The sequence below is a fragment of the Novipirellula methanifontis genome, from assembly GCF_052161655.1.
Classification (GTDB): domain Bacteria; phylum Planctomycetota; class Planctomycetia; order Pirellulales; family Pirellulaceae; genus Novipirellula.
In genome coordinates this window covers 1,973,115-1,998,250 of sequence record NZ_CP197418.1, presented here as the reverse complement: position 1 = coordinate 1,998,250, position 25,136 = coordinate 1,973,115, and the positions used below count along the sequence as shown (strand labels likewise).

14 protein-coding genes are annotated in these 25,136 nt (G+C 53.8%); 7 read left to right on the top strand and 7 right to left on the bottom strand.

Going from position 1 to position 25,136, the window contains the following annotated elements:
- Positions 1-170 precede the first annotated feature (170 nt).
- Positions 171-3,146 carry a DUF1553 domain-containing protein gene (locus SH528x_RS07045; RefSeq protein ID WP_442509811.1) on the top strand — a complete coding sequence of 992 codons (2,976 nt, stop codon included), beginning with the start codon at positions 171-173 and terminating at the stop codon, positions 3,144-3,146.
- A gap of 11 nt (positions 3,147-3,157) precedes the next feature.
- The gene (locus SH528x_RS07040) at positions 3,158-4,585 is read left to right on the top strand and encodes a DUF1501 domain-containing protein (RefSeq protein WP_442509810.1); all 1,428 of its coding nucleotides are present in this window, start codon (positions 3,158-3,160) and stop codon (positions 4,583-4,585) included.
- Positions 4,586-4,921: 336 nt separating this feature from the next.
- Here SH528x_RS07040 and rpoC read toward each other — a convergent pair whose 3' ends face one another.
- Entirely contained in the window at positions 4,922-9,355 is a 4,434-nt protein-coding gene (rpoC, locus tag SH528x_RS07035; RefSeq protein ID WP_442509809.1) for a DNA-directed RNA polymerase subunit beta', read from the bottom strand.
- A 174-nt stretch (positions 9,356-9,529) separates the two neighbouring features.
- Positions 9,530-13,252, bottom strand: coding sequence for a DNA-directed RNA polymerase subunit beta (rpoB, locus tag SH528x_RS07030; RefSeq protein ID WP_442509808.1), 3,723 nt, complete (start codon positions 13,250-13,252; stop codon positions 9,530-9,532).
- Positions 13,253-13,346: 94 nt separating this feature from the next.
- Here rpoB and SH528x_RS07025 point away from each other — a divergent pair, with 94 nt between their 5' ends.
- The 4 genes from SH528x_RS07025 to SH528x_RS07010 all read left to right on the top strand — a co-directional run bounded on the left by SH528x_RS07025 (position 13,347) and on the right by SH528x_RS07010 (position 17,246).
- Positions 13,347-13,697, top strand: coding sequence for a hypothetical protein (locus SH528x_RS07025; RefSeq protein WP_442509807.1), 351 nt, complete (start codon positions 13,347-13,349; stop codon positions 13,695-13,697).
- A gap of 363 nt (positions 13,698-14,060) precedes the next feature.
- Positions 14,061-15,029, top strand: a complete 969-nt coding sequence (locus SH528x_RS07020; RefSeq protein WP_442509806.1) for a deoxyhypusine synthase family protein — start codon at positions 14,061-14,063, stop codon at positions 15,027-15,029.
- A 279-nt stretch (positions 15,030-15,308) separates the two neighbouring features.
- The gene (locus SH528x_RS07015; RefSeq protein ID WP_442509805.1) at positions 15,309-16,664 is read left to right on the top strand and encodes a Gfo/Idh/MocA family protein; all 1,356 of its coding nucleotides are present in this window, start codon (positions 15,309-15,311) and stop codon (positions 16,662-16,664) included.
- 72 nt (positions 16,665-16,736) lie between these two features.
- On the top strand, positions 16,737-17,246 hold the full coding sequence (locus SH528x_RS07010) for a CinA family protein (RefSeq protein WP_442509804.1): 510 nt from the start codon (positions 16,737-16,739) through the stop codon (positions 17,244-17,246).
- A gap of 31 nt (positions 17,247-17,277) precedes the next feature.
- On the opposite strand, the gene SH528x_RS07005 is transcribed toward SH528x_RS07010, so the two are convergent.
- The 4 genes from SH528x_RS07005 to SH528x_RS06990 form a co-directional block, all read right to left on the bottom strand.
- Positions 17,278-18,120 (bottom strand): SDR family NAD(P)-dependent oxidoreductase, encoded by an 843-nt coding sequence (locus tag SH528x_RS07005; RefSeq protein ID WP_442509803.1) that lies wholly within the window; start codon positions 18,118-18,120, stop codon positions 17,278-17,280.
- A gap of 7 nt (positions 18,121-18,127) precedes the next feature.
- Positions 18,128-19,159: a DUF362 domain-containing protein gene (locus tag SH528x_RS07000; protein WP_442509802.1), complete on the bottom strand. Its 1,032-nt coding sequence runs from the start codon at positions 19,157-19,159 to the stop codon at positions 18,128-18,130.
- Complete coding sequence (locus SH528x_RS06995; RefSeq protein ID WP_442509801.1) at positions 19,156-20,142, bottom strand: hypothetical protein; 987 nt, start codon at positions 20,140-20,142, stop codon at positions 19,156-19,158. The genes SH528x_RS07000 and SH528x_RS06995 overlap by 4 nt, the downstream gene beginning before the upstream one ends.
- 106 nt (positions 20,143-20,248) lie before the next feature.
- The gene (locus SH528x_RS06990; protein WP_442509800.1) at positions 20,249-22,081 is read right to left on the bottom strand and encodes a UbiD family decarboxylase; all 1,833 of its coding nucleotides are present in this window, start codon (positions 22,079-22,081) and stop codon (positions 20,249-20,251) included.
- Between the two features lie 198 nt (positions 22,082-22,279).
- Between SH528x_RS06990 and SH528x_RS06985 the strand changes: the two genes are divergently transcribed.
- A complete protein-coding gene (locus tag SH528x_RS06985) occupies positions 22,280-23,752 on the top strand; it encodes a leucyl aminopeptidase (protein ID WP_442509799.1) in 1,473 nt (490 codons plus the stop codon).
- 78 nt (positions 23,753-23,830) lie between these two features.
- Here SH528x_RS06985 and SH528x_RS06980 read toward each other — a convergent pair whose 3' ends face one another.
- On the bottom strand, positions 23,831-25,051 hold the full coding sequence (locus SH528x_RS06980; protein ID WP_442509798.1) for a nucleotide-binding protein: 1,221 nt from the start codon (positions 25,049-25,051) through the stop codon (positions 23,831-23,833).
- Between the last annotated feature and the right edge of the window lie 85 nt (positions 25,052-25,136).

The window sequence follows — 25,136 nt, the reverse complement described above, 5'->3', positions numbered from 1 at the left end:
CAAGTCAGGAGATTTATTTCCTCGTTATGAAATAAACGTTGGGCATTGTTCAGGTCAAGAGAAAAAATTTTTAACTTTGGGCATCTCTATATAATCCAACCCCGCAGTTGGTTTTCGGATAAACTGTGAATGCCTGCCCCCCACCCTACCTCTCCGCGCCGAAATACAAGATGTCCCAACGTCTCTCTATTTCACGAATTCATCGGTCGGTCTTCGCCCTCAGTGCCATTGCTGGACTTGTTTTAGTCCCATCGGTGCTGGTTGGCCAAGAAGCATCGAGCCCAGCACAACCGATTGGCCAGCAATCGAGCGTGGAGCAAGACTCTTTTTTTGAATCGGTGATTCGTCCTGCGTTAATCGAACATTGCCTTGAATGTCACTCGACGGAAACGGAAGTGAGCGGCGGATTGCGGCTCGATTCAAAACCGGGCTGGCAAGCCGGCGGAGATTCGGGGGACGCGATTGTTCCCGGCCACGATGATCGCGGTACGCTGATGACAGCCCTCCGCTACGAAAACCCGAACTTGCAAATGCCGCCCGATGGCAAATTGCCCGACGACGTGATCAATGCGTTTGCAAAATGGATCGCGGATGGTGCTCATGATCCTCGCCAAGCCGACGAGCATTCAGGGGCACCGAAATCGCCTTTGGGATTGTCCGTTCAGCAAGCTCAACAGCATTGGGCCTACCGACCTATTGGCGTCTCAGAGGTTCCGTCGGAATTTGACGATGCCTCGACATCAATCGTCGATCGTTTTCTAAATCGGCGACTCCGCGATTTGGGGATCCAAGCAACTTCGGCGGCCGATCATCCCACTTTGGTACGGCGACTGCATTTTGATTTGACGGGACTTCCCCCGACACCCACATCGGCGGTCAATGGCGAGTCAGCTGCATACGACGCGGGATCTTATGAAACGCTAGTCGATCAATTGCTCGCGTCCCCGCACTTTGGCGAGACCTTCGCACGGCACTGGATGGATGTTGCACGCTATGCAGAATCGATCACGCTGCGTGGTTTCGTTTTTCCTGAAGCGTGGCGGTATCGTGATTACCTTGTCGAAGCATTCAACACCGACCGCCCATTTGATCAAATGATCCGCGAACAAATCGCTGGCGACTTAATCCAGTGCGACGACCTGCACCAGAAGCAAATGCAACACATTGCAACCACGTTTCTGACGATGGCAAATTCAAATCTCGAGCAGCAGGACAAGACACAGCTCGAGATGGATCTTATCGATGAACAGCTCGATACAATCGGACGCGCGTTTCTTGGGCAAACCATTGGGTGTGCTCGCTGTCACGATCATAAGTTTGATCCGATCCCCACACGCGACTACTACGCTTTGGCTGGGATCTTTCGGTCAACTACCGCGTTGTCACACTCAAACCTTTCGCGTTGGATCGAGAAACCGCTGCCGCTAAGCGAATCGATGGAGCTTCACTACGATTCGCTCAGCAAAACGCTTGCGAGTGTAAAAGACGAACTGGCTTCGCTAAAAAAATCGTCCAGCATCGAATTGACGAAACAGAATCGCATCATCCCGCTGAGCGAACTCGATGGTATTGTCGTGGACAGCGCGGCAGCAAAATTGGTGGGGGATTGGACTCATTCCACCTCCGTCGGCCGCTTGATCGGAGACGGCTACATTCACGATGCCAACAATGGCAAAGGAATGAAGACGGCGACCTTCGAGCCCAAAAACTTGCCGCCTGGAAAGTACCAAGTTCGGCTGGCTTATTCAGCGGGCACCAACCGAGCATCCAACGCGGTGGTTCGCGTTTTCAGCGCCAACGAACAAGCCGTTCTGCGGATCAACCAACGCAAAGTGCCACCCGAAGAGGGATTGTGGGTCTCACTAGGCGAGTTTGAATTCGAACCCAACGGACAAGCGTTTGTCATCGTTTCGAACGAGGACTCCAATGGCCACATCATCGTCGATGCCGTCCAATTTTTGCCGCTCGCCGACAAGTCGCCCAATCCAAACACACAAGTCGCGTTAACTTCGACGCGTGTCAATCGCAGTGCAGAAGACGAACAGAAACAGAAGCAGGCTGCTGAGAAAGCCGAAATCATTGCCGCTTTGGAAGTCGAACAAAAATCGCTCGAGCAACAATTGGCGGCACGCCCACGCTATATGACCGTGATTGAAAATGCGACTCCGGCCGACACGAGGGTTCATATCCGTGGCGACGCCCACAACCTGGGTGATCCCGTTCCGCGTGGCTTTTTGACCGCGTTGCCGCATGGCAAAGCATCGTCAATTGATGCCAGTGCAAGCGGTCGACTGGAACTCGCCCGTTGGCTTGCCTCGGCTGAAAATCCGCTCACAGCTCGTGTCTACGCCAATCGCATCTGGTGTGCGTTGATGGGACAAGGGATCGTTCACTCGATGAACAACTTTGGCACAAAAGGTGTCGCGCCGACGCATCCCGATTTACTTGATTGGTTGGCACTTGAACTGATCCAGAACAATTGGTCGACCAAACATCTCGTTCGAACGATTGTGATGTCCGATGCCTATCGTCGACGCTTGACGTTTGATGACATTGAACTGAATCAGCAAAACCAACAGATCGACCCGAAGAACGAATCCTACTGGCGTGGCCACGCTCGACGTCTAAGTGCCGAATCGCTTCGTGATGCGATGCTGAAGGTCAGTGGAGAATTGGATTTAACGCAGGGAGGATCTCTGATCCGTCCGGGGACCAACGCAGACTACAACTACAACATTGATTCACAACGCCGCAGCCTGTACCAGCCTGTGTTTCGCAATTCGTTACCAGACCTGTTTGAAGCCTTCGATTTTGCGGACTCCAGCGTGTCGGTGGGGCAACGCACTCGTAGCACCGTAGCCACTCAAGCATTAGTGCTGATGAATCACCCTTGGATCATCGCCCGTGCAAAGGCGGCCGCCGTGCATTTTCGCCAACAGCAATCCTTGGTCACTGGCGACACCGAAACGCCCCGCGATTTAGTGGACAGCATCTATCTCCATTGTTTTTATCGCTTGCCTAGTGACGATGAACGAGCGACATGTTTGGCGTTCTTAGGGCAACCGTCGACGCCCGGCAAAACGGACCGGTTAGTTATGCTGATCCATTCGCTGTTCGCTTCCCTCGACTTCCGCTACCTGCCTTAAGGGAAAACGTCATGATCAATTCGCCCCTACCGCGACGCCAAATGCTCCAACAAACTGCGTGCGGTTTTGGCTCGATGGCTGCATCGGCCCTTCTGGCTCAAACCAACGTGTTGGCTCAAACGAATCGAGCGATCGCAGGTGACGAACGACCGCAGTCGGTCCCGAAGGCGAAACGCGTTATTTTTCTGTTCATGCAAGGCGGTGTCAGCCAAGTCGACTCCTTTGACTACAAACCTTTGCTTGCACAACATGATGGCCAGTCATACGAATTCGACGATGCACGTCAACTCGCCCGATCGGGAAAAGGACGAGCGTTCCGCTTAATGCAATCACCTTGGAAATTCAATCAATATGGCGAGTCGGGGCGTTGGGTTTCGGACTTGTTCCCCGAAACGGCACGTCATGCGGATGACATGTGCCTGTTGCACGGCATGCACACCGAAGGAGTTGCCCATGGTCCCGCGACGCTGTTTCTACATTGCGGCAGTACCAACTTTATCCGCCCCTCCCTGGGGTCGTGGTTGCTGTATGGATTGGGCAGCGAAAGCGAAAACTTACCTGGATTCATCTCGATTGCACCGTCGATCGGAAACGGAGGAGCTAGAAATTACGGCAGCGCATTCTTGCCGCCTCGATACCAGGGGACGAAGGTCGGCGGGGCCGACAGCAGCTCGTTGACGATCGATAGCCTCACTCGCAACGACATTGCCCATCCGTTACAGCAAGAGCAATTTGAATTGCTGCGTCAATTGAATCATCAACAGATCGGGCGACGACCGCTGCCGGATGCGGAACTTGATGCAGCGATGAAGTCCCACGACCTTGCGTGGAGGATGCAGCAATTTGCTCCCGAGACACTCGATCTGTCGAGCGAGACTGCGGAGACGATTGAAATGTATGGAATCAATGCTTCCGAAACGAAGCGGTATGGAACGCGTTGCTTGATGGCTCGGCGAATGTGTGAAGCCGGTGTGCGTTTCATCCAAGTCAATTACGGTGACAACTCCGCAAACCCTGCCTGGGATCAACATTCCAATTTACCGAAGCACGAAACGCACGCTCGTGCAGTCGATAAACCGATTGCGGCACTCTTAACCGACCTCAAGCAACGTGGCTTGCTCGAAGACACGATCGTGTGGTGGGGCAGCGAGTTTGGACGCACTCCGTACGCACAAGACAACGGGACCGGTCGTGATCACAACCCGCGTGGCTTCACGGTCTGGTTAGCCGGCGGAGGTTTCCGTAGCGGGCATGCACACGGGGAAACCGACGAGTTCGGGTTCAGCAGCATTTCCGGACGTGTGCATATGCATGATTTGCACGCAACATTACTGCATCAGCTGGGGTTGGATCACAAGCAATTGACGTTCGAGCATGCCGGACGCAATTTCCGGCTGACCGATGTCCACGGCAAAATCGTCAACGAAATTATTGCTTAAGTTTCCGGACACTTCTCAGTGCACGCCACCACTGGTGCCCAGGCTCCCGCCCAATGCCGTGAACGATTTCCTGGTAGCTACTTCGCCAGAAGGTGGTGATTCGCATTGGATGCCAACAATCCACGTTCTGGCGAGCGTAGCTACGAAACGCAAATGCTGTAATTTGCAGCCTAAAAATCGTTCACGGCGTTGGGCAGGAGCCAGGGAACGAGCGTTTTTTGGTGGCATCTTGATGCGAAGCCCAAAACAAAAACGAGGCAGTGATCTTTGATCACTGCCTCGTTTCTCGTTTCGAATGGGAGATGACAACTTAGGTAGTGTTGTCAACTTTGCGGTTTAGGAGCTTTGTTGCTCGTCACCACCACTGCTGCTGCTTCCGCCGCCACCGAACATGTTGTCCAGGGCTTCGTTACTGGCAGGTGCCGCTGGAGCTTCGCTGCCTTCGGCGTCCATTGCAGGAGAATCGACTGGCGAGATATCCAATGGTGAAATCGCCGGTGCTGCGGGTGCAGCTCCGGCTTCTTCGCCTGCGTTGAGCAGTGGGAAGCTTTCCTCGAGCGACTGAACTGGTGCGGCAGCCAACTCTTCCAAAGCTTCTCGGCGATAATTGACTTCGCCTTCTTGGAAGATGCGGAAACCGGTACCGGCAGGAATCAAGTGACCGAGGATAACATTTTCCTTGAGTCCGACCAACTTGTCGACTTTGCCGGCCAATGCCGCTTCGGTCAACACCTTGGTGGTTTCTTGGAAAGATGCCGCACTGATGAAACTGTTCGACTGAACCGCAGCCTTGGTGATCCCGAGCAACTGAGTACTCGCGGTAGCCGACTTCGGTCGCTTGCCTTTCGCAGGGGTTCCACCCAATGCTTCGATTTCGGCGTTGGCTTGCTCGAACGAATCCTTCGGAATGATCGTGCCTTCGCTGTAGTCACTATCGCCAGGGTTGGCGATCTTGATACACTTGGACAGCTCTTGATTCGCTTTGCGGAATTGGAAGCGATCCATCACCAAGCCAGGCAACAAGTTCGTGTCACCTGGGTTCTCGATCTTCACTTTACGAAGCATGCGAGCGATGATGATTTCACAGTGCTTATCGTTAATTTCCACACGTTGGGATTGATAAACCTGTTGGATCTCGTGCAGCAAGTATTGCTGTACGGCTTCTTCACCCGAGACACGCAAAATGTCGTGAGGAACCAAAGGTCCATCGACCAAGGCTTGACCCGCACGAACGATGTCACCGCTATGGACTTGGAAGTGCTTACCGTGAGGCACTAGGTGCTCACGTTCGATACCCGATTCACTTCGCACAACGATGGTTCGCTTGCCACGTTTCTTCTCGGCCAAGATTTCGACTTCGCCATCGATTTCCGCGATTACCGCGGGATCCTTTGGCTTACGAGCTTCAAAAATCTCGGTGACTCGCGGCAGACCGCCGGTGATGTCCGAAACACCGCCGGTTTCACGCGGCATTTCCGCAAGCACCATACCCGGCGTAATCGCGGCGCCTTCTTTCGCCATGATCATCGCTCGTTCCGGCAGGTACTGAACGTCGAGTGCCTTTCCTTCGGTGTCTTCGATCACAATTTGCGGGTGCAAGTCACCCTTGTGATCAACGATCATCATGCGGATGTTACCGCTTGCTTCACGTTCTTGACGCATCGTTTCGCCTTCGACGACGTCTTCGAAACGAACCTTACCTTCAACTTCCGACAAAATCGGAATCGAGTACGGGTTCCATTCGCAAAGAATTTGCCCTTCGGTGACGGTGTCGTTTTCTTCGACCATCAACGTCGCACCGGTAGGAACGGGGTACGATTCGATTTCGCGACCACGATCATCCACCAGCGAGATTTCACCGTTTCGCGTCAACACGATGTTGCGACCTTCGGTGTTTCGCACCGCACGCATCCGAGTCAGACGAACGATACCGGTCTTCTTGCTCTTGATGTCCGATTCTTCCATCTGCTTGCTCACGCTACCACCGATGTGGAAGGTACGCATGGTCAGCTGGGTTCCAGGTTCACCAATACTTTGTGCCGCGATGATTCCGACCGCCATGCCTTCTTCGACCATGGCACCGGTCGACATGTCCATTCCGTAACAACGACGACAAACACCCAGAGGCGCGTCACAGGTCATCGGAGTACGCACTTGGATCTTCTCAAGTCCCATCGCTTCGATCCGACGTGCGATCTCAGGCGTGATCATCTGGTTCTCAGAAACGATGACTTCATCGGTTACTGGGTTCACGATCGATTGACGGCTAATTCGCCCGTTAATCGAGTCGACCAAACTGACTTCGACCTTCTCGCCACGGTAAACGACTCCCTTGGTGATCCCTTGGGTCGTACCACAATTGTCCATCGTGATAACGACGTTTTGGGCAACGTCGGCAAGTTTACGAGTCAAGTAACCACTGTCAGCCGTCTTGAGTGCCGTATCGGCCAAGCCTTTACGAGCACCGTGCGTTGAACTGAAGTACTCAAGCACCGACAAACCTTCGCGGAAGTTCGCCTTAATCGGGGTTTCAATGATCTCGCCGGTCGGCTTCGCCATCAAACCACGCATCCCCGCGAGCTGTCGAATTTGTTCGATACCACCACGAGCACCTGAGTGCGACATCAAGAATACGGGGTTCACATACCATCCGCCTTCGCGAATGTCGTTCTCCATCGCTTTCATCATGTCGGTCGTAATCGACTCACGAGCCTTGGTCCATTCGTCAAGAACCTGGTTGTAACGTTCTTTACCTGTCATCAACCCGCGGTCATATGCCTTCTTGTGCTTCATTACCTCTTTCTCAGCGTCCTTGATGAAGCTGAGTTTGGTGTCTGGAGTCACCAAGTCATCGGTCGCGAACGACAGACCACTTCGCGTCGACTCGCGGAAGCCCATTTGCATCATATCGTCGAGCAAGTGAATCGTTGCTTTACGACCAAGACGCTGGTAGCAGTCCGAAATAACCTTCGCCAAGTCACCACTTCGCATTGGGAAGTTGTAGTAGTCCATCCCGTCCGGAAGCATTTCGTTGAAACGCACACGCCCCGGAGTGGTGTCGATGATCGCACCGTATTTGCCCGTTTCGTCTTTCGTTTTCAGTTTCTGGAACTTCGGCAAACGCAGCTTGATCTTGGCGTGGACATTAATGATCCCTTGAGAGGTCGCCAAATCGACTTCGTCGTAACCGGAGAAGATCATGCCTTCGCCCTTACGATCGGGCTGTTCCATCGTCATGTAGTAACAACCCATCACGATGTCCTGCGACGGACTCATAATCGGCTTACCGTTGGACGGTGCAAAGACGTTATTGGTACTCATCATCAACGTATGAGCTTCGACTTGTGCCTCGATCGAAAGCGGCAAGTGAACCGCCATCTGGTCACCGTCGAAGTCAGCGTTGAAGCCTTTGCAAACGAGCGGGTGCAGGTGGATCGCGTTGCCTTCGACCAGGGTTGGTTCGAATGCTTGGATCCCCATGCGGTGAAGCGTAGGAGCTCGGTTTAGCAGTACGGGGTGATTGCGAATCACTTGCTCGAGGATATCCCAAACCTCTTCGTCTTTACGCTCAAGCATCTTCTTGGCGGACTTGATCGTGTCGGCATGACCGAGCTCTTTCAAGCGACGAATAATGAACGGTTGATACAGTTCCAGTGCGATTTTCTTGGGCAAACCACATTGATGCAATTTCAAACGCGGGCCTACCACGATCACGCTACGTGCGGAGTAATCGACTCGTTTGCCAAGCAAGTTTTCGCGGAAACGACCTTGCTTGCCCTTAATCATGTCCGTCAACGACTTCAGCGGTCGGTTGGACGAACCGAGCACGGGTCGCTTACAACGGTTGTTGTCAAACAACGCGTCAACGGATTGTTGCAGCATTCGCTTTTCGTTGCGAATGATGACTTCCGGTGCGTTCAAATCGACGAGCTTACGCAAGCGATTGTTACGGTTAATAATACGGCGATACAAATCGTTCAAATCGCTCGTCGCGAAGTTTCCGCTATCGAGCAATACCAGAGGACGTAAATCGGGAGGAATCACCGGGATCACGTCCAAGACCATCCACTCGGGACGGTTGTCGCTGTCACGGATCGATTCGACAATTTTCAGTCGGTTGATCAGATCCTTTTTCTTCTGCTTCGATCCGGTTTCGTGCAGATCGACACGAAGCTTCTCGGACAACGTGACCAAGTCGAGCTTGTTCAGCAGTTTGCGAACGGCTTCGGCACCCATGTCGGCATCAAAAGCATCGTTGCCCCACTGAGCACGCGCGGCACGGTACTCTTCTTCGGTCAACAGTTGGCGATCTTCGAGTTCCGTTTGGCCCGGTTCGATTACCACGTAGTCTTGGAAGTAGATCACTTTTTCGAGCGAACTGGTCTTCATGTCCAGCAAGTTCCCCAAGCGTGAGGGCATCGCCTTGAAGAACCAAATATGGACGACGGGGGCCGCCAATTCGATATGCCCCATTCGTTTTCGACGGACGCGACTGTGGGTCACCTTGACGCCACAGCGATCACAAATCATGCCCTTGTATTTCATTCCACGGTACTTGCCACAAGCACATTCCCAATCCTTTTCAGGGCCGAAGATGCGTTCGCAGAAAAGTCCGTCTTTTTCTGGGCGATAAGTACGGTAGTTGATCGTTTCGGGCTTCTTAACTTCGCCGAAGGACCAACTTTTGATGTCTTGGGGTCGCGCGAGCGAGATGCGTACCGAAGCGTAGTCGTTGATGCGATCGTAATTGCTAGTTTCGCTAATCGACATAAATCACAGGCCTTAGAAAGCAGGTTTTTAGGTGTCAGAGGGTAGCGACAATCGGGTCGAATGTCGCAAAGTCAGGACCGAAGCCAGCAGGCTCCGGTTTCAAAACGAGAGAGGACACGGTCCGCAGCAGCCAACGAAGGGCTGCTAACGAAAACCGATTACCTAATACCTCTCTTAAATCGGTCGCTTCTCAAGCTGCATGTTGAGTGCCAAGCCGCGGATCTCGTTCGTCAACACGTCGAAGCTCGCAGGTGTGCCCGCTTCCAATGTGTTTTCGCCCTTGACCATCGACTCGTAAATCTTGGTACGGCCTTCGACATCGTCGCTCTTGACGGTCAACAGTTCTTGCAGAATGTAAGCGGCACCATAAGCTTCCAGTGCCCAAACTTCCATTTCTCCAAAACGCTGTCCGCCGAAGCGAGCCTTACCACCAAGAGGTTGCTGGGTGATCAATGAGTAAGGTCCGGTGCTTCGTGCGTGCACCTTGTCATCAACAAGGTGATGCAGCTTCAGCATGTAGATGTAACCCACGGTCGTTTCTTGTTCCATCGGAACTCCGGTGCGTCCGTCGGTCAACCGAATCTTACCGTGAGCCGGCAGCCCGGCGTCCGCAAGACACTGATTGATATCCTCTTCGCTTGCACCGTCGAAGACAGGTGTCAGTGCTTGGAAGCCAAGCTTCGCACCTGCCCAACCAAGGTGAGTTTCGAGAATCTGACCCACGTTCATACGGCTAGGTACACCCAGCGGATTGAGCATGATTTGGATCGGAGTTCCATCAGGCAAGAACGGCATGTCTTCGATCGGTAGAATCTTCGCGATCACACCCTTGTTACCGTGGCGTCCGGCCATCTTGTCACCGACGCTGATAACACGCTTGGTGGCGACGTAGACCTTGACCATCTGCAGCACACCGCTGCGTAGTTCGTCACCACGCTTCATGCTGTTGAGTTTACGGTCACGAGCGTCAATGGCAGCTTCGACGTTCGCCCATTGCTGAGTATGAACGTTCTCAACTTCCTTCTTCTTTGCTTCGTCTTTGATCTGATCCAAGATGTGATCCAGTCGGAACGAAGTCGCTCGCTCGGCAACAAACTTAGGATCTTGACCATCGGCCAGAGGAGTGCCGGTGGCATCCTTCAGCTTCACATTGGCGACTTCTTCCATTTCGCGAACGAGCGACTCAAAGGTGCTCGCGACTTCGGAGTTGCCTTCGCTTTCGACGGCCTTCAATTCGGCTTCGAATACCTTTCGCTCGTCTTCGGACAAGCTCATGCGACGCGAGAATTTCTGGGTATCGATGACGATCCCTTCGATTCCCGACGAAACTTCGAGCGAATCGTTTTTGACGTCTTCGCCAGCACGTCCAAAGATAGCGTGAAGCAGTTTTTCTTCGGGTGTCAGTTCGGTCTTGCTCTTCGGACTTACTTTGCCGACCAGGATATCGCCTGGTTTGACATACGTTCCGACGTTGACAATTCCGGAGTCGTCAAGATTGCGAAGTGCCTTTTCGGACACATTGGGAATGTCGCGGGTGAACTCTTCGCGTCCCAGTTTGGTTTCGCGAATTTCGACATCAAAGTCTTCGATGTGGATCGAAGTGTAGGTGTCATTGCGAACCAATTCTTCGCTGATGATGATCGCATCTTCGTAGTTGAAACCATCGAACGACATAAAGCCGACCAATACATTCCGTCCGAGTGCCAATTCGCCATTACGCGTGGCGGCACCGTCCGCGATGATTTGATTCTGCTCGACCTTGTCACCAACGTTCACGATTGGTTTTTGGTTCAAACAGGTACGTTCGTTAAGACCTTGGTATTTCTTCAGGTCGTAATGATCGCTGCCAACTTCGATTCGTGTTGAATCCGCATAAGTCACTTTACCGCTGCGGCGTGCACGAACGACCATCGCACTATTACGCGCGACTTCGCGTTCCATTCCGGTTCCTACGATCGGTGGTTCCGCCACCAACAAAGGAACAGCTTGACGCTGCATGTTCGAACCCATCAAAGCACGGTTCGCATCATCATGCTCGAGGAACGGAATCAAACCGGCCGAAACACCTACCATTTGGCTAGGCGCGACGTCCATGTAATCGACCTGTTCCGGTTGCACGATTTCAAAGTCGCTTCGGAAGCGAGCAATCATGTTAGGCCCAGCAACCAAAGCACCGTCAACCACTTCGGTGTCCGCCGGAGCCACGTACGACTCGCTCTCTTCGTCCGCTCGCAACCACACGACTTGGTCAACGACCTTGCCCTCTTTGATCAACCGGTACGGTGTGACCAAAAAGCCGTAGCTGTCCACGCCAGCGTAGATCGCAAGCGAGCTGATCAAACCAATGTTCGTACCTTCAGGGGTCTCAATTGGGCAAATACGACCGTAGTGAGAAATATGAACGTCGCGAACTTCAAAGCCCGCACGCTTTCGGTTCAAACCACCAGGGCCCAGTGCTGACAGACGTCGTTCGTGCGTCAATTGGCTCAACGGGTTCGTCTGGTCAACCACCTGAGATAGTTCACCACGACCGAAGAAGTAATCGATCGCTGCGGAGACGCTCTTGGGGTTGATCAGCGAACGAGGCGACATGTCCTGAGCATCTTTGATGCTCATTCGCTCTTGTACCGTACGACGCAGCTTCAAGAATCCCTTGCGGAGTTCTTCGCTAGCCAATTCGTCGATGGTTCGCAGACGACGGTTGCCGAGGTGATCGATATCGTCGATTTCAGCGCCGCTGTCAGGATCAAACAGGTTAATCAAGTACTTGATTGCTGAGATCATGTCGTCTGGACGAAGCGTCATGATATTTTCATCGACGCCCAGCTTGAGCTTGCGATTCAAGCGGAAACGACCGACTTTACCCAAGCGATATCGGTTCTCGTCAAAGAACTTTTCCTGGAACAAGGTGCGAGCCTTTTCCAATTGTGGCGGATTACCCGGACGAAGGCGTTGGTAAATACGAAGCAACGCTTCTTCGTGGCTGGCGGTATTGTCGTCCATCAACGTGTTGAAGATCAACGGAATCTTCGGCGATTCCATGCACTCGATACTGGTAACGCCAGCGGTGCAGATGGTTTCAGCAACTTCTTTGGTGACCTTGTGGCCCGCTTCGACGATGATTTCGCCGGCACGATCCGAATCGCTAGGATAGATCACATCGTCGACGGCGATTTTGCCTTCGATTTTCGCAGCACTCTTGCCGCCGCTGATCTTGTACTCGGTGGTTTCGTAGAACGCTGCCAACAAATCGGCATCAGTCGAGTAGCGAGGGTCCATCGCGCGAAGCAAGGTCGTGGCAGCAAACTTGCCGCTTTGATCGATACGGACGGTCAACGCGTCTTTCTTAGTGACGTTGACTTCGATCCACGAGCCACGCTCAGGAATCACACGGCAACTTGGCAGCTTGCGGTCCGTCGTCGTGTCTTGTTCGAGAACAAAGTCGACGCCGGGACTACGGTGCAATTGGGATACGACAACGCGTTCAGCACCATTAATGATGAACTCGCCTCCGCCCATCATGATTGGCAGGTCGCCGAGATACACTTCTTCTTCGACGGGTTCTTCGCGGTTCAGACGCAACCAAATTCGCAGCGGCCGACCATAAGTCAGACGCAGTTGGCGACATTCCTGACTGGTATAGCGTGGTTTGCCGAGTTCATAGTAAAGATATTCCAGCGTAATGTTGCCGTCATAGCTTGAGATCGGGAAAATCTCGCGCAGAACACTTTCCAGACCGTCATTTTCCCGATTCAGAGGCTCACGATCCTCTTGCAGGAACGCCGCATATGACACGGTTTGCAGGGCAGTAAGGTCAGGTAGTTCAAAAGTGGAAAGTCCAGTTCCAAAGTGTCGAACGCTAGTAGGTTCGAGGCGACGCATGGTCGTAGTTGCCATCTTCGGTGAAAGCTCCTTAGGAGGCCAATATTTGGCGGGCGCGAGTGAGGTAGCAGAGGCGCTTTTCAATCAAACGGTTCGATTGAACTGAACAATGACTCACTCGGGAAAGCAGTTGCTTTTGGAAAGTGAGAGAATCGGAACAGTTGCAAAAGGCGACTGCCGGTGTGTATCAGCACGTTTAGCGCAAACCATCAGCCCGAGAAAAACATCGAGGATGGACGAAGAGAATTCGCCGTTTTTGTGGGCCAACATTCCCAGGAAAACGGTCAAGCAGAAGGATTTGGACGCAAAACGCAACAATTACACCGGTGATCACCCTCAAACCCTATCAGATCGCTCGATTTCCGAAAAGGGCAAGTCAATCTTTTTGGCCCGAATAATGCTACGCACGCCTGCCAACGCCTCAGCTAATCGTAAAAATGCACCTAACCCTTGCCTGTGAAATAGGTTGCGGCAACCAGAGGGGGCCATCCAAATGCAGATACCCCAGTCCGGCCCCGCTCGGCAATGCCCCTGTTTTGACTGTGAAAACAACAAGAAAAAGTGCTCAGGGACCGCTTTGTTCGCTGCAGGACGGCCGGCCCTCAGGAACCTACTCCCCCCCGATCGACTCGACTAATTACAGGATGTAGCGATCGCTATCGCTCTTGCTGTCCTTTGAAAATCGGCTGCCCTCGAAAAATCTGCGTTCAGCGAAAGTCATCACCACTTTGGCTACGGCAGTGGCCGGTTACTCGCTAGAATCTTTCGCGTTGGTCAATTTCACCCATCCCGTTTCCGCGACGCTTTAACAAGAAACCCTACTGTGAACGTATCTGAATTCCTTGAAAAGAATTTTCTCCATTTCAACGCACGCGAAACCTTAAGTGCAGCAAAAAGCTATCGCGAGTTCGTCGCTCCGGAAAACGGCGGCAAGATGATGGTCACTCTGGCGGGAGCAATGAGTACGGGCGAGCTGGGAATTTCACTTGCCGAAATGATCCGGCAAGGCAAAGTCCATGCGATTACCTGTACCGCTGCGAATCTGGAAGAGGACATCTTTAATCTCGTCGCCCACGACGAGTACCGAATCATCGAAGATTGGCGTGCCCTGTCGGTCGAAGACGAGGTCAAGCTTCGCGACGAAGGGTTCAACCGCGTCACGGACACCTGTATCCCTGAAACGGTGATGCGGCACATTGAAAGCAAGCTGTTGGTGATGTGGCAGGAGGCTGCCGAGAAAAAAGAGATGAGGATGCCGGCCCAATTCATGTTCGACCTATTGGATGATGAAGATTTGGTCCAGCACTACCAAATTCCTCGCGAAAACAGCTGGGTCGCCGCTGCAAAAGACGCGGGCATCCCAGTGATCGTCCCAGGTCTTGAGGACTCGACGCTCGGCAACATCTACGCGGCTCGCGTTTATGAGGGCAAGGTGGCAAACCATCAAGCGATCGCGTCCGGCACGATGCAGATGGAAAAACTGATTCGCTGGTACAGCGAGACGTCCAAGCACAGTCCGATCGGATTTTTCCAAATCGGTGGCGGAATCGCAGGTGACTTCCCCATTTGTGTGGTCCCGCTGATGATCCAGGATCTGAAGCTCGATATCCCGCTATGGGCCTATTTCTGTCAAATCAGCGACGCGGTCACCAGTTTTGGCGGATACAGCGGAGCGGTGCCGAATGAGAAAATTACTTGGTGCAAACTTGAACCGGAAGCTCCGAAATTTATGGTGCAAAGCGATGCGTCCATCGTCGCTCCACTGGTGTTCGCTTACGTTTTGGAGTGGTAGCCAAACTCCGAACGAGTCACATGCGGCTGTGGTTTAAGCAGAGAGCTTTGTGAAATTGCTGCAACTCGGCCCCCTGAGGCCAGTTGCGGCGGCTACAATGGCTTTCGCTACCTACCCAAATCGCATCCGGGCAAGTGATTCGAAACGGCCCCGTTATTTTTAATAGCCCCGTTATTTTAAATAGCAATGTCATTGCATTCAGTTGCAACATCGTTTTCGCGGCTCGTTGCGATCCCACCTCATTGCTCCTTCCTTCCTTCCAAATGAGAAAGTGATCCCATGAACCAACCATTGCGTTTGAGTCGCCGAAATCTGCTTGCCGGCACCATCGCGGGCGCTGCTGCGATCGCGACACCAAGGTCCTTGCTGGCTTTCCCCCCAAACGATCGCATGAAGGTCGCGTTTGTGGGGGTCGGTGGTCGCGGCGGTGCGAATCTTTCCGCGATCTCGGCGAGTGGCGCCGTGGATGTCGTGGGGTTGTGCGATGTTGACTCAAGGTTTGTTGATCACGCAGCAACAAAATTCACTGGAGCCAAGAAGTTTTCTGATTTTCGCAAGATGTACGATGTGATCGGAAACGACATCGACGCTGTCGTCGTTAGCACGACGGAACATACTCACGCCTATGCGACGATGCCTGCGCTGCAGCTTGGAAAACATGTCTATTGCGAAAAACCGCTTGCCTACAACGTTTACGAAACACGCCGCATCGCCGAAGCGGCGGCCAACGCAGGCGTCGTCACCCAGATGGGTACACAAATCCATGCATCTGGAAATTACCGCCGCGTGGTTGAGTTGATTCAAAGCGGGGCGATCGGTGATGTCAGCGAGGCACACGTCTGGGTTTCCCGAGCTTGGGGGTACCAATCCGAAGCCGATGCGGCGAAGCATGGTGACCGTTTGTTTGTCGACAATCGTCCTAAAGAGTCGATGAAGCCTCCGGCTCATATCGATTGGGACCTTTGGCTTGGCCCCGCGCCACAGCGCCCGTTCCATAACGTCTATTTCCCAGGCCCGAATTGGTATCGTTGGTGGGATTTTGGCAACGGGACGATGTCGGACCTTGGATCCCACTGGAATGATCTGCCGTTTTGGGCGTTGAAACTTGATGCACCTAAGTCGGTGGAGTCGTTTGGGCTTCCGGCGCATCCCGAAATCGCTCCGGCATCAATGACGGCGGTCTACGAATACGAGAAACGGGGTAAATTGCCGCCCGTCACGTTGACTTGGTACCAGGGAACTCACAAGCCTGAGCTGTGGACCCAAAAGGCAATTCCACAATGGGGCAGCGGCGTTTTGTTTGTCGGCAGCAAAGGCATGTTGCTGTCTGACTATGGAAAACATGTTCTGTTACCCGAGTCCGACTTTGCCGACTTCAAACGCCCGGAGCCTTTTATTCCCGATTCGCCGGGGCATCACGAAGAATGGCTGCGTGCGTGTCGCGGTGAAGGTGAAACCGGCAGCCCGTTTGCCACGTATGCTGGCCCGTTGACCGAAGCCAACCATCTTGGCAATGTGGCCTACCGTGTCGGTAAGAAAATCACTTGGGACCGCAAGAAAATGGAATGTGTTGGCTGTCCCGAAGCCGAACCGTTTCTCCGGCGTGAACCTCGTGCCGGTTGGTCACTGGGCTAAACCGCTGGCCTTTTGGGGCGGCGTCACTCGATCTATGTGTCGAATCCTATTACGCACTGATGAAATTGCTCGATGGATAACCAGAAAATTGCAGGCGATTTAGCGGATGGACTTGCGAGAACCGAAACGCGAATCGTTTTCGCGGAAAGTTGCACTGCGGGGCTGGTATCCGCATCGTTGGCGTCAGTGCCGGGGATTTCCAATTGGCTGTGCGGTTCTGCGGTCGTGTATCGCGAGCAAACGAAAACGCAGTGGTTGAATATTTCGACAAGTTTGATCGAAAAGCACACCGCGGTCAGTGCGTTGGTGACGATGGAGCTTGCCAAGAACGTGCTCGAGAAAACACCCGAGGCAGCTCTAGCCGTTGCGGTGACAGGTCATCTTGGCCCCGATGCGCCGCCGCAGATTGATGGCACCATTTACGTCGGCATTCTGTGGCGAGGCCAGCGAATCGCCGATGCGGCCGTCCGCGCCATTCGCCTCAAGGAAACCGATCGCGTTCTGAGGCAGCAGGAAGCAGCAGGAATTGTGTTAAGCGATGCACGCGACAGTCTGCTGGCGAAGTATCCAGATATCGGCTGAGCCTACAGGATTGTTTTTCCGACCGATGCTCTTAACCGGTGTTCATTCCGACTTGCAAACCATCGGGGGCAAAGATGCTTCGCCCGCCGTCCACCGGCAAGCAAACTCCGGTGACAAAATTGTTCTCGCATAAAAACTGCACTGCGTGAGCGATGTTTTCGGGGGCACCGATATGGCCGGCCAACGTGCTCGCTGCGATGGCTTTGCGTTGTGAATCGCTCAGGTCATCCGAGAGCAACACCGGCCCAGGTTGAATACAATTTACACGGACCCGCGGATTGCGATGCCCTAGTTCAACCGCAAGTGATCGGGTCATAACTTCGATCGAGCCTTTGCTGGGGAAATAGGCCGCATGATCGAGGTACGGACGCACGGTTGCCCAGTCACCGATGTTGACAATCGAACCGCCGGCGGGTTGTGTCACCATGATCAATCCGGCTGCTCGTGCGCACAAAAATGAGCCGACCGCATTGATGTCGAAATAGCGTCGCACCTCTGCGGGCGTCACTTTTTCTAACCGAGTCGGCTGCCAAATCGCAGCGGAATTGACCAACACGTCGACTCGACCGAATTTCGATTGCGTCTCTTCGACAATGCGATCCGCCACCCCGTCTTGCTCGAGCCCGCCGCAGGTCACGATTGTTTCAGTGCCGAACCGTTGCTCGATTTCCTGGGCCACCGCCGAGGCTTCATCCGTGCTGGTGTTTGCATGCAAGGCGATGCGGCAACCCAGTTCCGCCAACCACATTGCGACCGCACGACCGACTCGCGGTGCGCCGCTGCCGGTGATCAAAGCGACAGGATTTTTGCATTGAAAAACACGCGATAATGAATCGGACTGCGGATGCGGGGTGGGGAGCTCGGGTAGTGTCATGCTGTTTTCAGGTAACGAAGTGAGTTTTCGCGGCTCGCAATTTCCGCAAGTGATCGCGATCGAGAAGCAGAAACGGATCGACCAGCGGACGCCACGATTCGCCACGTTGGGTGATTTGGGATTCGTTCACCGGCCCAAGTTTGTCGGCTGCGAGTGCAAGATACGGAATACGCTCAGGTAAGATATCCATGATCCGGCAAATCGTGGAGTCAACGGCGGGCAGATTTTGGCCCACCAACACCAATCCCATCGACTTTTTCGTTCCCAAAATCGGACCATCGCCCTCCATGCAATCGATGCCATCAACAATCGTAATCGTGCGTCCCACCGATGAATTAATGTCGAACACGGTTTGCGGGATGCCGTTGAAGTGCAGGACGTTTTTGGGCCAACCGTATTTGCAGCCCGGGATCACGCCATACAGATTCTTCATCGCTCCGGTCATTCCCATCCAGTGATGCGTTTTCATCTTTGGCATGCTGACGACCAAGTCTGCTTCGATCACGGCCTGTGGGAAATAGAACTGTTTCAAATCACAGGCACGTCCCACGTTTCCGACCGCCCGAACCGCTTGGTAGTTCAGGTCAGCAAAGGAAAGTTTCGAGTCCAGCAATGCTTCCATCACACCCGAATCGAGCAATGCTTGCTCGGTGTCGCGAACGTGCCCGGGGCCTTCACCGACCGTGACCTCCGCGTTCCAGCCACGAAACACTTCCGCGGCCGCTTGAATCATCGCCGGGTGAGTGGTCATGTGGGGCGCGAGTCGCGATGGTTCGACAAGGTTCGGTTTCAACAGCACGCGTTTGCCCGAGACCGATTGCGGATCGAATTCGCATGCGATTAACCCTTCGCGAATCGTACGTACAAGCTCGCCGTCATATTTCTGATTGCGGGCGATAAACACAGCCTGGTTCGGCAGCGATTTCCGGTTCCAGTACGCGACGCCCGCAGCGCCAGCGGCCACGACGGCTCCCGACACAAGAAAGCCGCGACGGTCCTGCTGGGTGATCGGCTGGATCGGATCCTTGGATTGACTCATTTGACGGCCCCTTCCGTAGGTTTAGCGACTTGCAGCGGTGGCAAGTCGAGCAGCGGTGACTCGCGAAACTGCGCCGCTAACATCAATTGATTTTGCCGATGAGGATTCTCGCCGGTAACCCCGAATCGCTCAATCGCCAAACGCAGCGGCCAGTCGAACTCGAGCTCGAAGCCGTTCTCGGCATCCCAGCTCGCCGAGGTCAAAGCATGAATCGTCCATGCCAATGACGTTGCAGCCATTGGGCGGTTCAATTCTTGCTGCAGGTAACGCACCGTTGCGTCAAGCGGATCGGGCATGGGCGTGATGCGGTGAAGGGCGACCGCACACATGGCACTGGGCAAAACGTGTGGACGTAATGTTTGCCCCAGCACAAACGTGTTTCCATAATTGGCGCCTCCGGATGGCAATTGACGGTCTAGAAGCAATTTCGTTGCTTCGATCGCGCGTGGATGATTTTCGCGAGCACAATGACGCATCGCGAGCAGCGCCATCGCCGTTGGTTCAAGCCATGAATGGGTCCCCAACACCCAAGGCCAACCGACGAGTTGAGTGTCATGACCAATGATTTCATTGCGCGCGATCTTTTCGCCGCCGCAATTCAGCAAGTAATCCATCCCTTTGTGATAGGCATCGCGACACCACGATTTTGCATCGTCGGGCCATTGTTTTTCAAAGCACCGCCAAGCGACGCAAGCAAGCGATGTCGGCCAGAAAGGCCCCTTGTCATCAAGCCAAACTGCGACCGAACCGTCATCAAGTTGGGCATCTAGCAGTCGTCGACACGCGGTTGCTGCAGCCCCGCCTCGATCAAGAGCCATTGCGGCCAACGCGGCAAATGCGGTCGGCTCTGCGGCCGCCGGTTCACCCGCGATGTAACCCACGATCGGCTGGGAATCCAATCGCCTCGTCTGTTGTTCGATCCACTGCGCCGTGTTCACTTCCATGTCGTCGCCACGGGGTAGTTTGGGGGTAGGCCGTTGCATTCCGCAATCCTACGAAGCAAGCGATAGCATGACAATACGAACGTCGGCGAGTGGCTTGCTTTGAGCTCAAATCACGCAGTGTTCCGTTGGAAACTTGCGAAAAGCCTTACAGGAACTTTGCTAGCGGACCGCCTCTTGAGGCTCTCGCATCGACTTTGGCGGTGATTTCAGGATCTTCAATCAGCGGCGGCGCATGCCTTGGCTTGACCCGCGCATCGATGATTAGCGGCCCATCACAGCCCCAGTGCTTGTCGACGATCGATGCGCCAACGCCCGATACATCGACTGCTGGATTGCTACGAGTGAACGTGGTCCATAACCAGTTCGGAAGCGATGCGGCAGCAAACGAGCTGTCGTCGACCAAGGTCAGGATCATCAAATCCTTTCGCGAATCGCTTCGCTCGATCGCTTCAGCGAGCAGTTTAATCTCGTTGCGATTGGTTTCGCTCGAATACGAGGGCGATCGGATCGCCCAGACTCCCGGCATCACCAAGTGAGGCTGCGAAAACGGCTCTGGCAACACGACGTCACTAGGCCACACGCTGGTAAGTTCACGAACGGGATTACCTGTTGCAGCGATGACGAGTTTCGAACCTTGGTTTAGCCCGCTGCCGCTGTAGTCAAGCGTGTCGATGGTCGTTCGTGTTTGGAAGTGCAGGTCACGCCGCCAATCGACTCGCCTGAGAATGTGCTGAAAGAACGGTTCGATGTGATGGATATCAAGTTTGTCCGACGGATCATCGGTGATCCACAGATACTTGGCAAGCGAAAGTTGGCCATTGCCGAGGATCGCATTGGCCTGAGTCAACAGCTCTTGCGGCTCCGCACGCTCAAGGTACGGCATGTAACGTTCGCTGCCGATTGCCAGCAGCAACGGGTGAACTCCGGCCGCATCAACGGCGTGAACCGCTTTCACCCCCGGAATCACCGTAGGAATGATCGGATCGGTCAGTTCGTGAATCAATTGACCAAACGTGGTGTCTTCCTGAGGCGGTCGCCCCACCACAGTAAACGGCCAAATCGCATCTTTGCGGTGCCACACATGCTGGACATGCATCAGCGGAAACGGGTGCTCCAAGCTGTAGTATCCGAGATGATCTCCGAACGGACCTTCGGGTTTTGTTCGCGTTGGGTCGATCGTGCCTACGATTGCAAAGTCGGCATCGGCATAGACCGGTGCGTGGTTGCCTCGCACCATTCGCATCCGTCGCCCCGAGAGTGCACCGGCAAAAATCAACTCGGTCAATCCTTCGGGCAATGGCATCACCGCGGCGAGCGTCATCGCGGGTGAACCGCCGACCGTAATCGCCACTCGCAAAGGTTCGCTGCGATCGAGCGCCGCGCGATGATGAACTCCGATCCCGCGATGGATTTGATAATGCAATCCGATCTCTTGATCCGGTTCGTATTCGTTTCCTGAGAGCTGGATGCGGTACATGCCAAGATTGACCTTCATCAAATCTTTGGGCGAGCGAGGGTCCTCACTCAAAACTTGCGGCAACGTAACGAATGCACCGCCATCATCGGGCCAGCATTTCAGTTGCGGCAAATCGGTAACGTTGCATCGATTGGCCATCACCGCTCCCCCCGAAACCGCTTTGGGCAGTGTATGCATTGCGGTCCAAGGGACACCGGCATAACGCAGTGGTCGTTTGGGAAGTGCCGAGGGATCGAGTTTGATTTCGATCAAACGGCGGACGGATTCGAGAGTGTCGCGAAACAGATAGCGAGCTTGTTCAAGCGTGCCAAACAAATTGGACGCCATCGGAAAACGCGAACCAACCACATTCGAAAAAAGGAGTCCCGGTCCCCCCCGTGCGTAGACTCGGCGTTGGATCTCAGCCATCTCGAGGCAAGGATCGACCGGATCAGTGACTTCGATCAAACGCCCGTCACGACGCAAATCTTCAACAACGTCTTTGGTGCTACGGTGCTTCACAATTAGCTTTCAATGCGAGCAAGTGGAATCGGATGAATTGATCGAACGGATAAGATACGAGGAATCATGCCCAGCTAGGATAACCGTCGCAATGTCTTTAGACTAACACCCATTGATTGCGAGCTGTGACCGGCATCGCAACTCGCCGGCACATGGAATGTGCCGGCCTTCCATTGCCTTACAAACCCCTGAAATTCGATGCTTGAAAGTCTTCCCCTTCCTTCGCCCCACGTCAACCGACTCACCGATGCATCGGATGCGACCACCGACGTGCTGATCGTAGGAGTCTCGGCTAAGCAAGAGAGCTCAGCAACCTTGGATCGGCTAAACAAGGCGGGGGATGGTTGGATCGACCGTTTGCGGAATCGAAATACCATTTCATCCAAACGCGGCAAAGTCAACAAGTTGATCCCCGCGGTCTCGGATGCCCCACCCGTTGTGCTGCTAATAGGTACCGGCGACGACACGCGAAATAGTCGCGTTGCTGCTTTTGAAATCGCTGCCACTGCGATTCGTGCCATCAACAACAATTCCCTTGCACGTGTTGATATCGCACTTGGTGAGGATTTCGATCCGACGACCCACGATGCACTTGTTGCAGGTGCGATCAGTGCCTGTGAAAACTTGGCGATTTACCATTCCGATCCGAGCGTCCATGTTCCTGAGGCGATTCATTTTTCGGGGATTTCACAGGATGCGATTGATCGGGGCCAGATCATCGGACAAGCGATCATCCAAACACGGCGACTGGTCAACGAGCCCGCTGGTGTGATCTATCCTGAATCCTTCGCGGCACGAGCGAGTGAGGTCGCAGAAAAGTCAGGATTGAGCATCGAAGTCTGGGACGAGAAGAAACTCGAAGCCGAAGGTTGCCGAGCGATCCTTGCCGTGGGCGCGGGTTCCGCTCGTCCTCCAAGAATCGTCATCCTACGTCACCAAGGCGGTGGTGACGAAGCCCCGCTCGCAATCGTTGGCAAAGGGGTCACGTTTGACAGTGGCGGTTTGTCAATCAAACCAGGCGACGGGATGGTTGACATGAAATGCGATATGGCTGGGGCAGCGACGGTGCTTGGCGTGATGCAAGCGGTGGCGCAACTCGGTGTCAAACGAAACGTGATCGGCGTGTGTGGGTTGGCCGAGAACATGATCAGCGGCACAAGCTATAAACTGGGTGACGTGATCAAAACACGTAACGGCAAGACGATCGAGATCCTGAACACCGATGCCGAAGGACGCGTCGTGTTGGCCGATACCCTGGACGTTACCGTCGAGAACGCTCCGTCGAGTATCGTCGATCTTGCCACGTTGACGGGGGCATGCATGGTCGCACTTGGGATGGAAGTTGCTGGGTTGATGACCAACAATCAACCTCTTTGTGATGCAGTTTCCCAAGCGGCCAATGAAGAAGGCGAGCCGGTTTGGCAATTGCCGATGTTCGACCTTTATGACGAGAAGGTCAAAAGCAAGGTGGCTGATATCAAGAACGTGGGCGAGGGACGCTGGGGAGGCGCGATCACGGCGGCAAAGTTCCTCGAAAACTTCGTCGGCGACACCCCTTGGCTTCACATCGACATTGCGGGGCCCGCGTTTAACGATTCATCCAAACCGCATCGAGACGCCGGAGCCAGTGGTGTCATGGTTCGCACCTTGTTGAACTGGGTCCAATCGTAAGAAACGTACCATCTACCAGCGACTTGCACGCAGATCTCTAGTCATCCCGATTTGGGAAGACTAGTTTTCTGGGGAAGTCTAGGATTTCGCTGTACCCGGCCAGAATTTTTTCCACTTGTTTGCGACTGGCTTTTCAGCGGGTTCTTTCTCTTCGCTTGTAGCAGGCGTTTTGTTTTCAAGTTTTTCCGCAAGATCTCGGATCGATTGAGTGATCGCGGCCTTGGGAGCCTGAACAATCAAAGGAACGCCGTTGTTGCGAACTTCCACCATGGTGCGGTAGTCGTTGGGAAGCAACGCAAAAATATCGCGTCCAAGTGTCTCTTTGGCTTTCTTCAAGCTGATTTGACCTGAATCCAAGCCTGCGCGATTGACAATGATTTCCACCTTGTCATGCAGGTTGTCCATCTCTTCAAAACTCATCATCAAACGCACGACGTTCCGCAAACACGGCAAGTCGAGCTGCGTGACCAGGATGATTCGAGACGCACATTGCATCGCAGCAATGTCAACTTGGCTGTATGTTTTCGAAAGATCGATCACGAGGTGCGTGAACGAGGCCTTGAGTAGTCCGATCACTTTTCGGATACTATCGCCGTTGATCGATTCGGTGTCGTGAAGTTCGACAGGCCGAGGCAACAGGTACAATCCGCTGCTATGTTTTGTCAACGAACGCTTGAGCAGTTGGATGTCCAATCGAGCGATGTTTTGCACAACATCGGCGAGCGTGTAGTCCGGGATCGAATCTAAAAAGACGTCTGCATCCCCCAACGCAAGGTCGAGATCGACCAACGCGACGCTGTTTTGAGGATTCGAGGCTAGGACACAGCCTAGGTTTACCGCGGTACTTGTTGTTCCCACACCACCGGTAGCACCAGCGATGGCGAACACTTCACACGGGCGACTGCCTCCTTCGCTCGCACCGAACTTTTGATGGCTGATGCGATCCAGAGTGCTGCTGAGTTCTTCTTTGGTCAGCGGCAACGTCACAAACTCTTTCGCTCCTGCGCGAATTGTACGCAGAATCATATGACCATCGGTGCTTTCGCTGACGGCTAACAATGACGTATCGGGCGAGGAGGTTGCAAGACGCTGGATCAACTCGATTGCTTTGTCCGGATTGGCATCAAGCGCAACCACACCCACGTCGGGATTCGTTTGCTCCACCACATCAGGATAGAACTCATAGCGAGAGCAATCTGCTTCAAGCCACACCGTGTCCATCCCTACGAGCATCCCTTTAAGCTGATTGCGGGAGGTATCGTTTGGATCTACAAGGGCAATTCTTAGAACATTACTCATGACGACTTATCCACTGACATTAATTCAAAATGAATTTCGCATCGCGACTGAATTGTCGCTCTATCAATCATGCGAGGGTCTAACA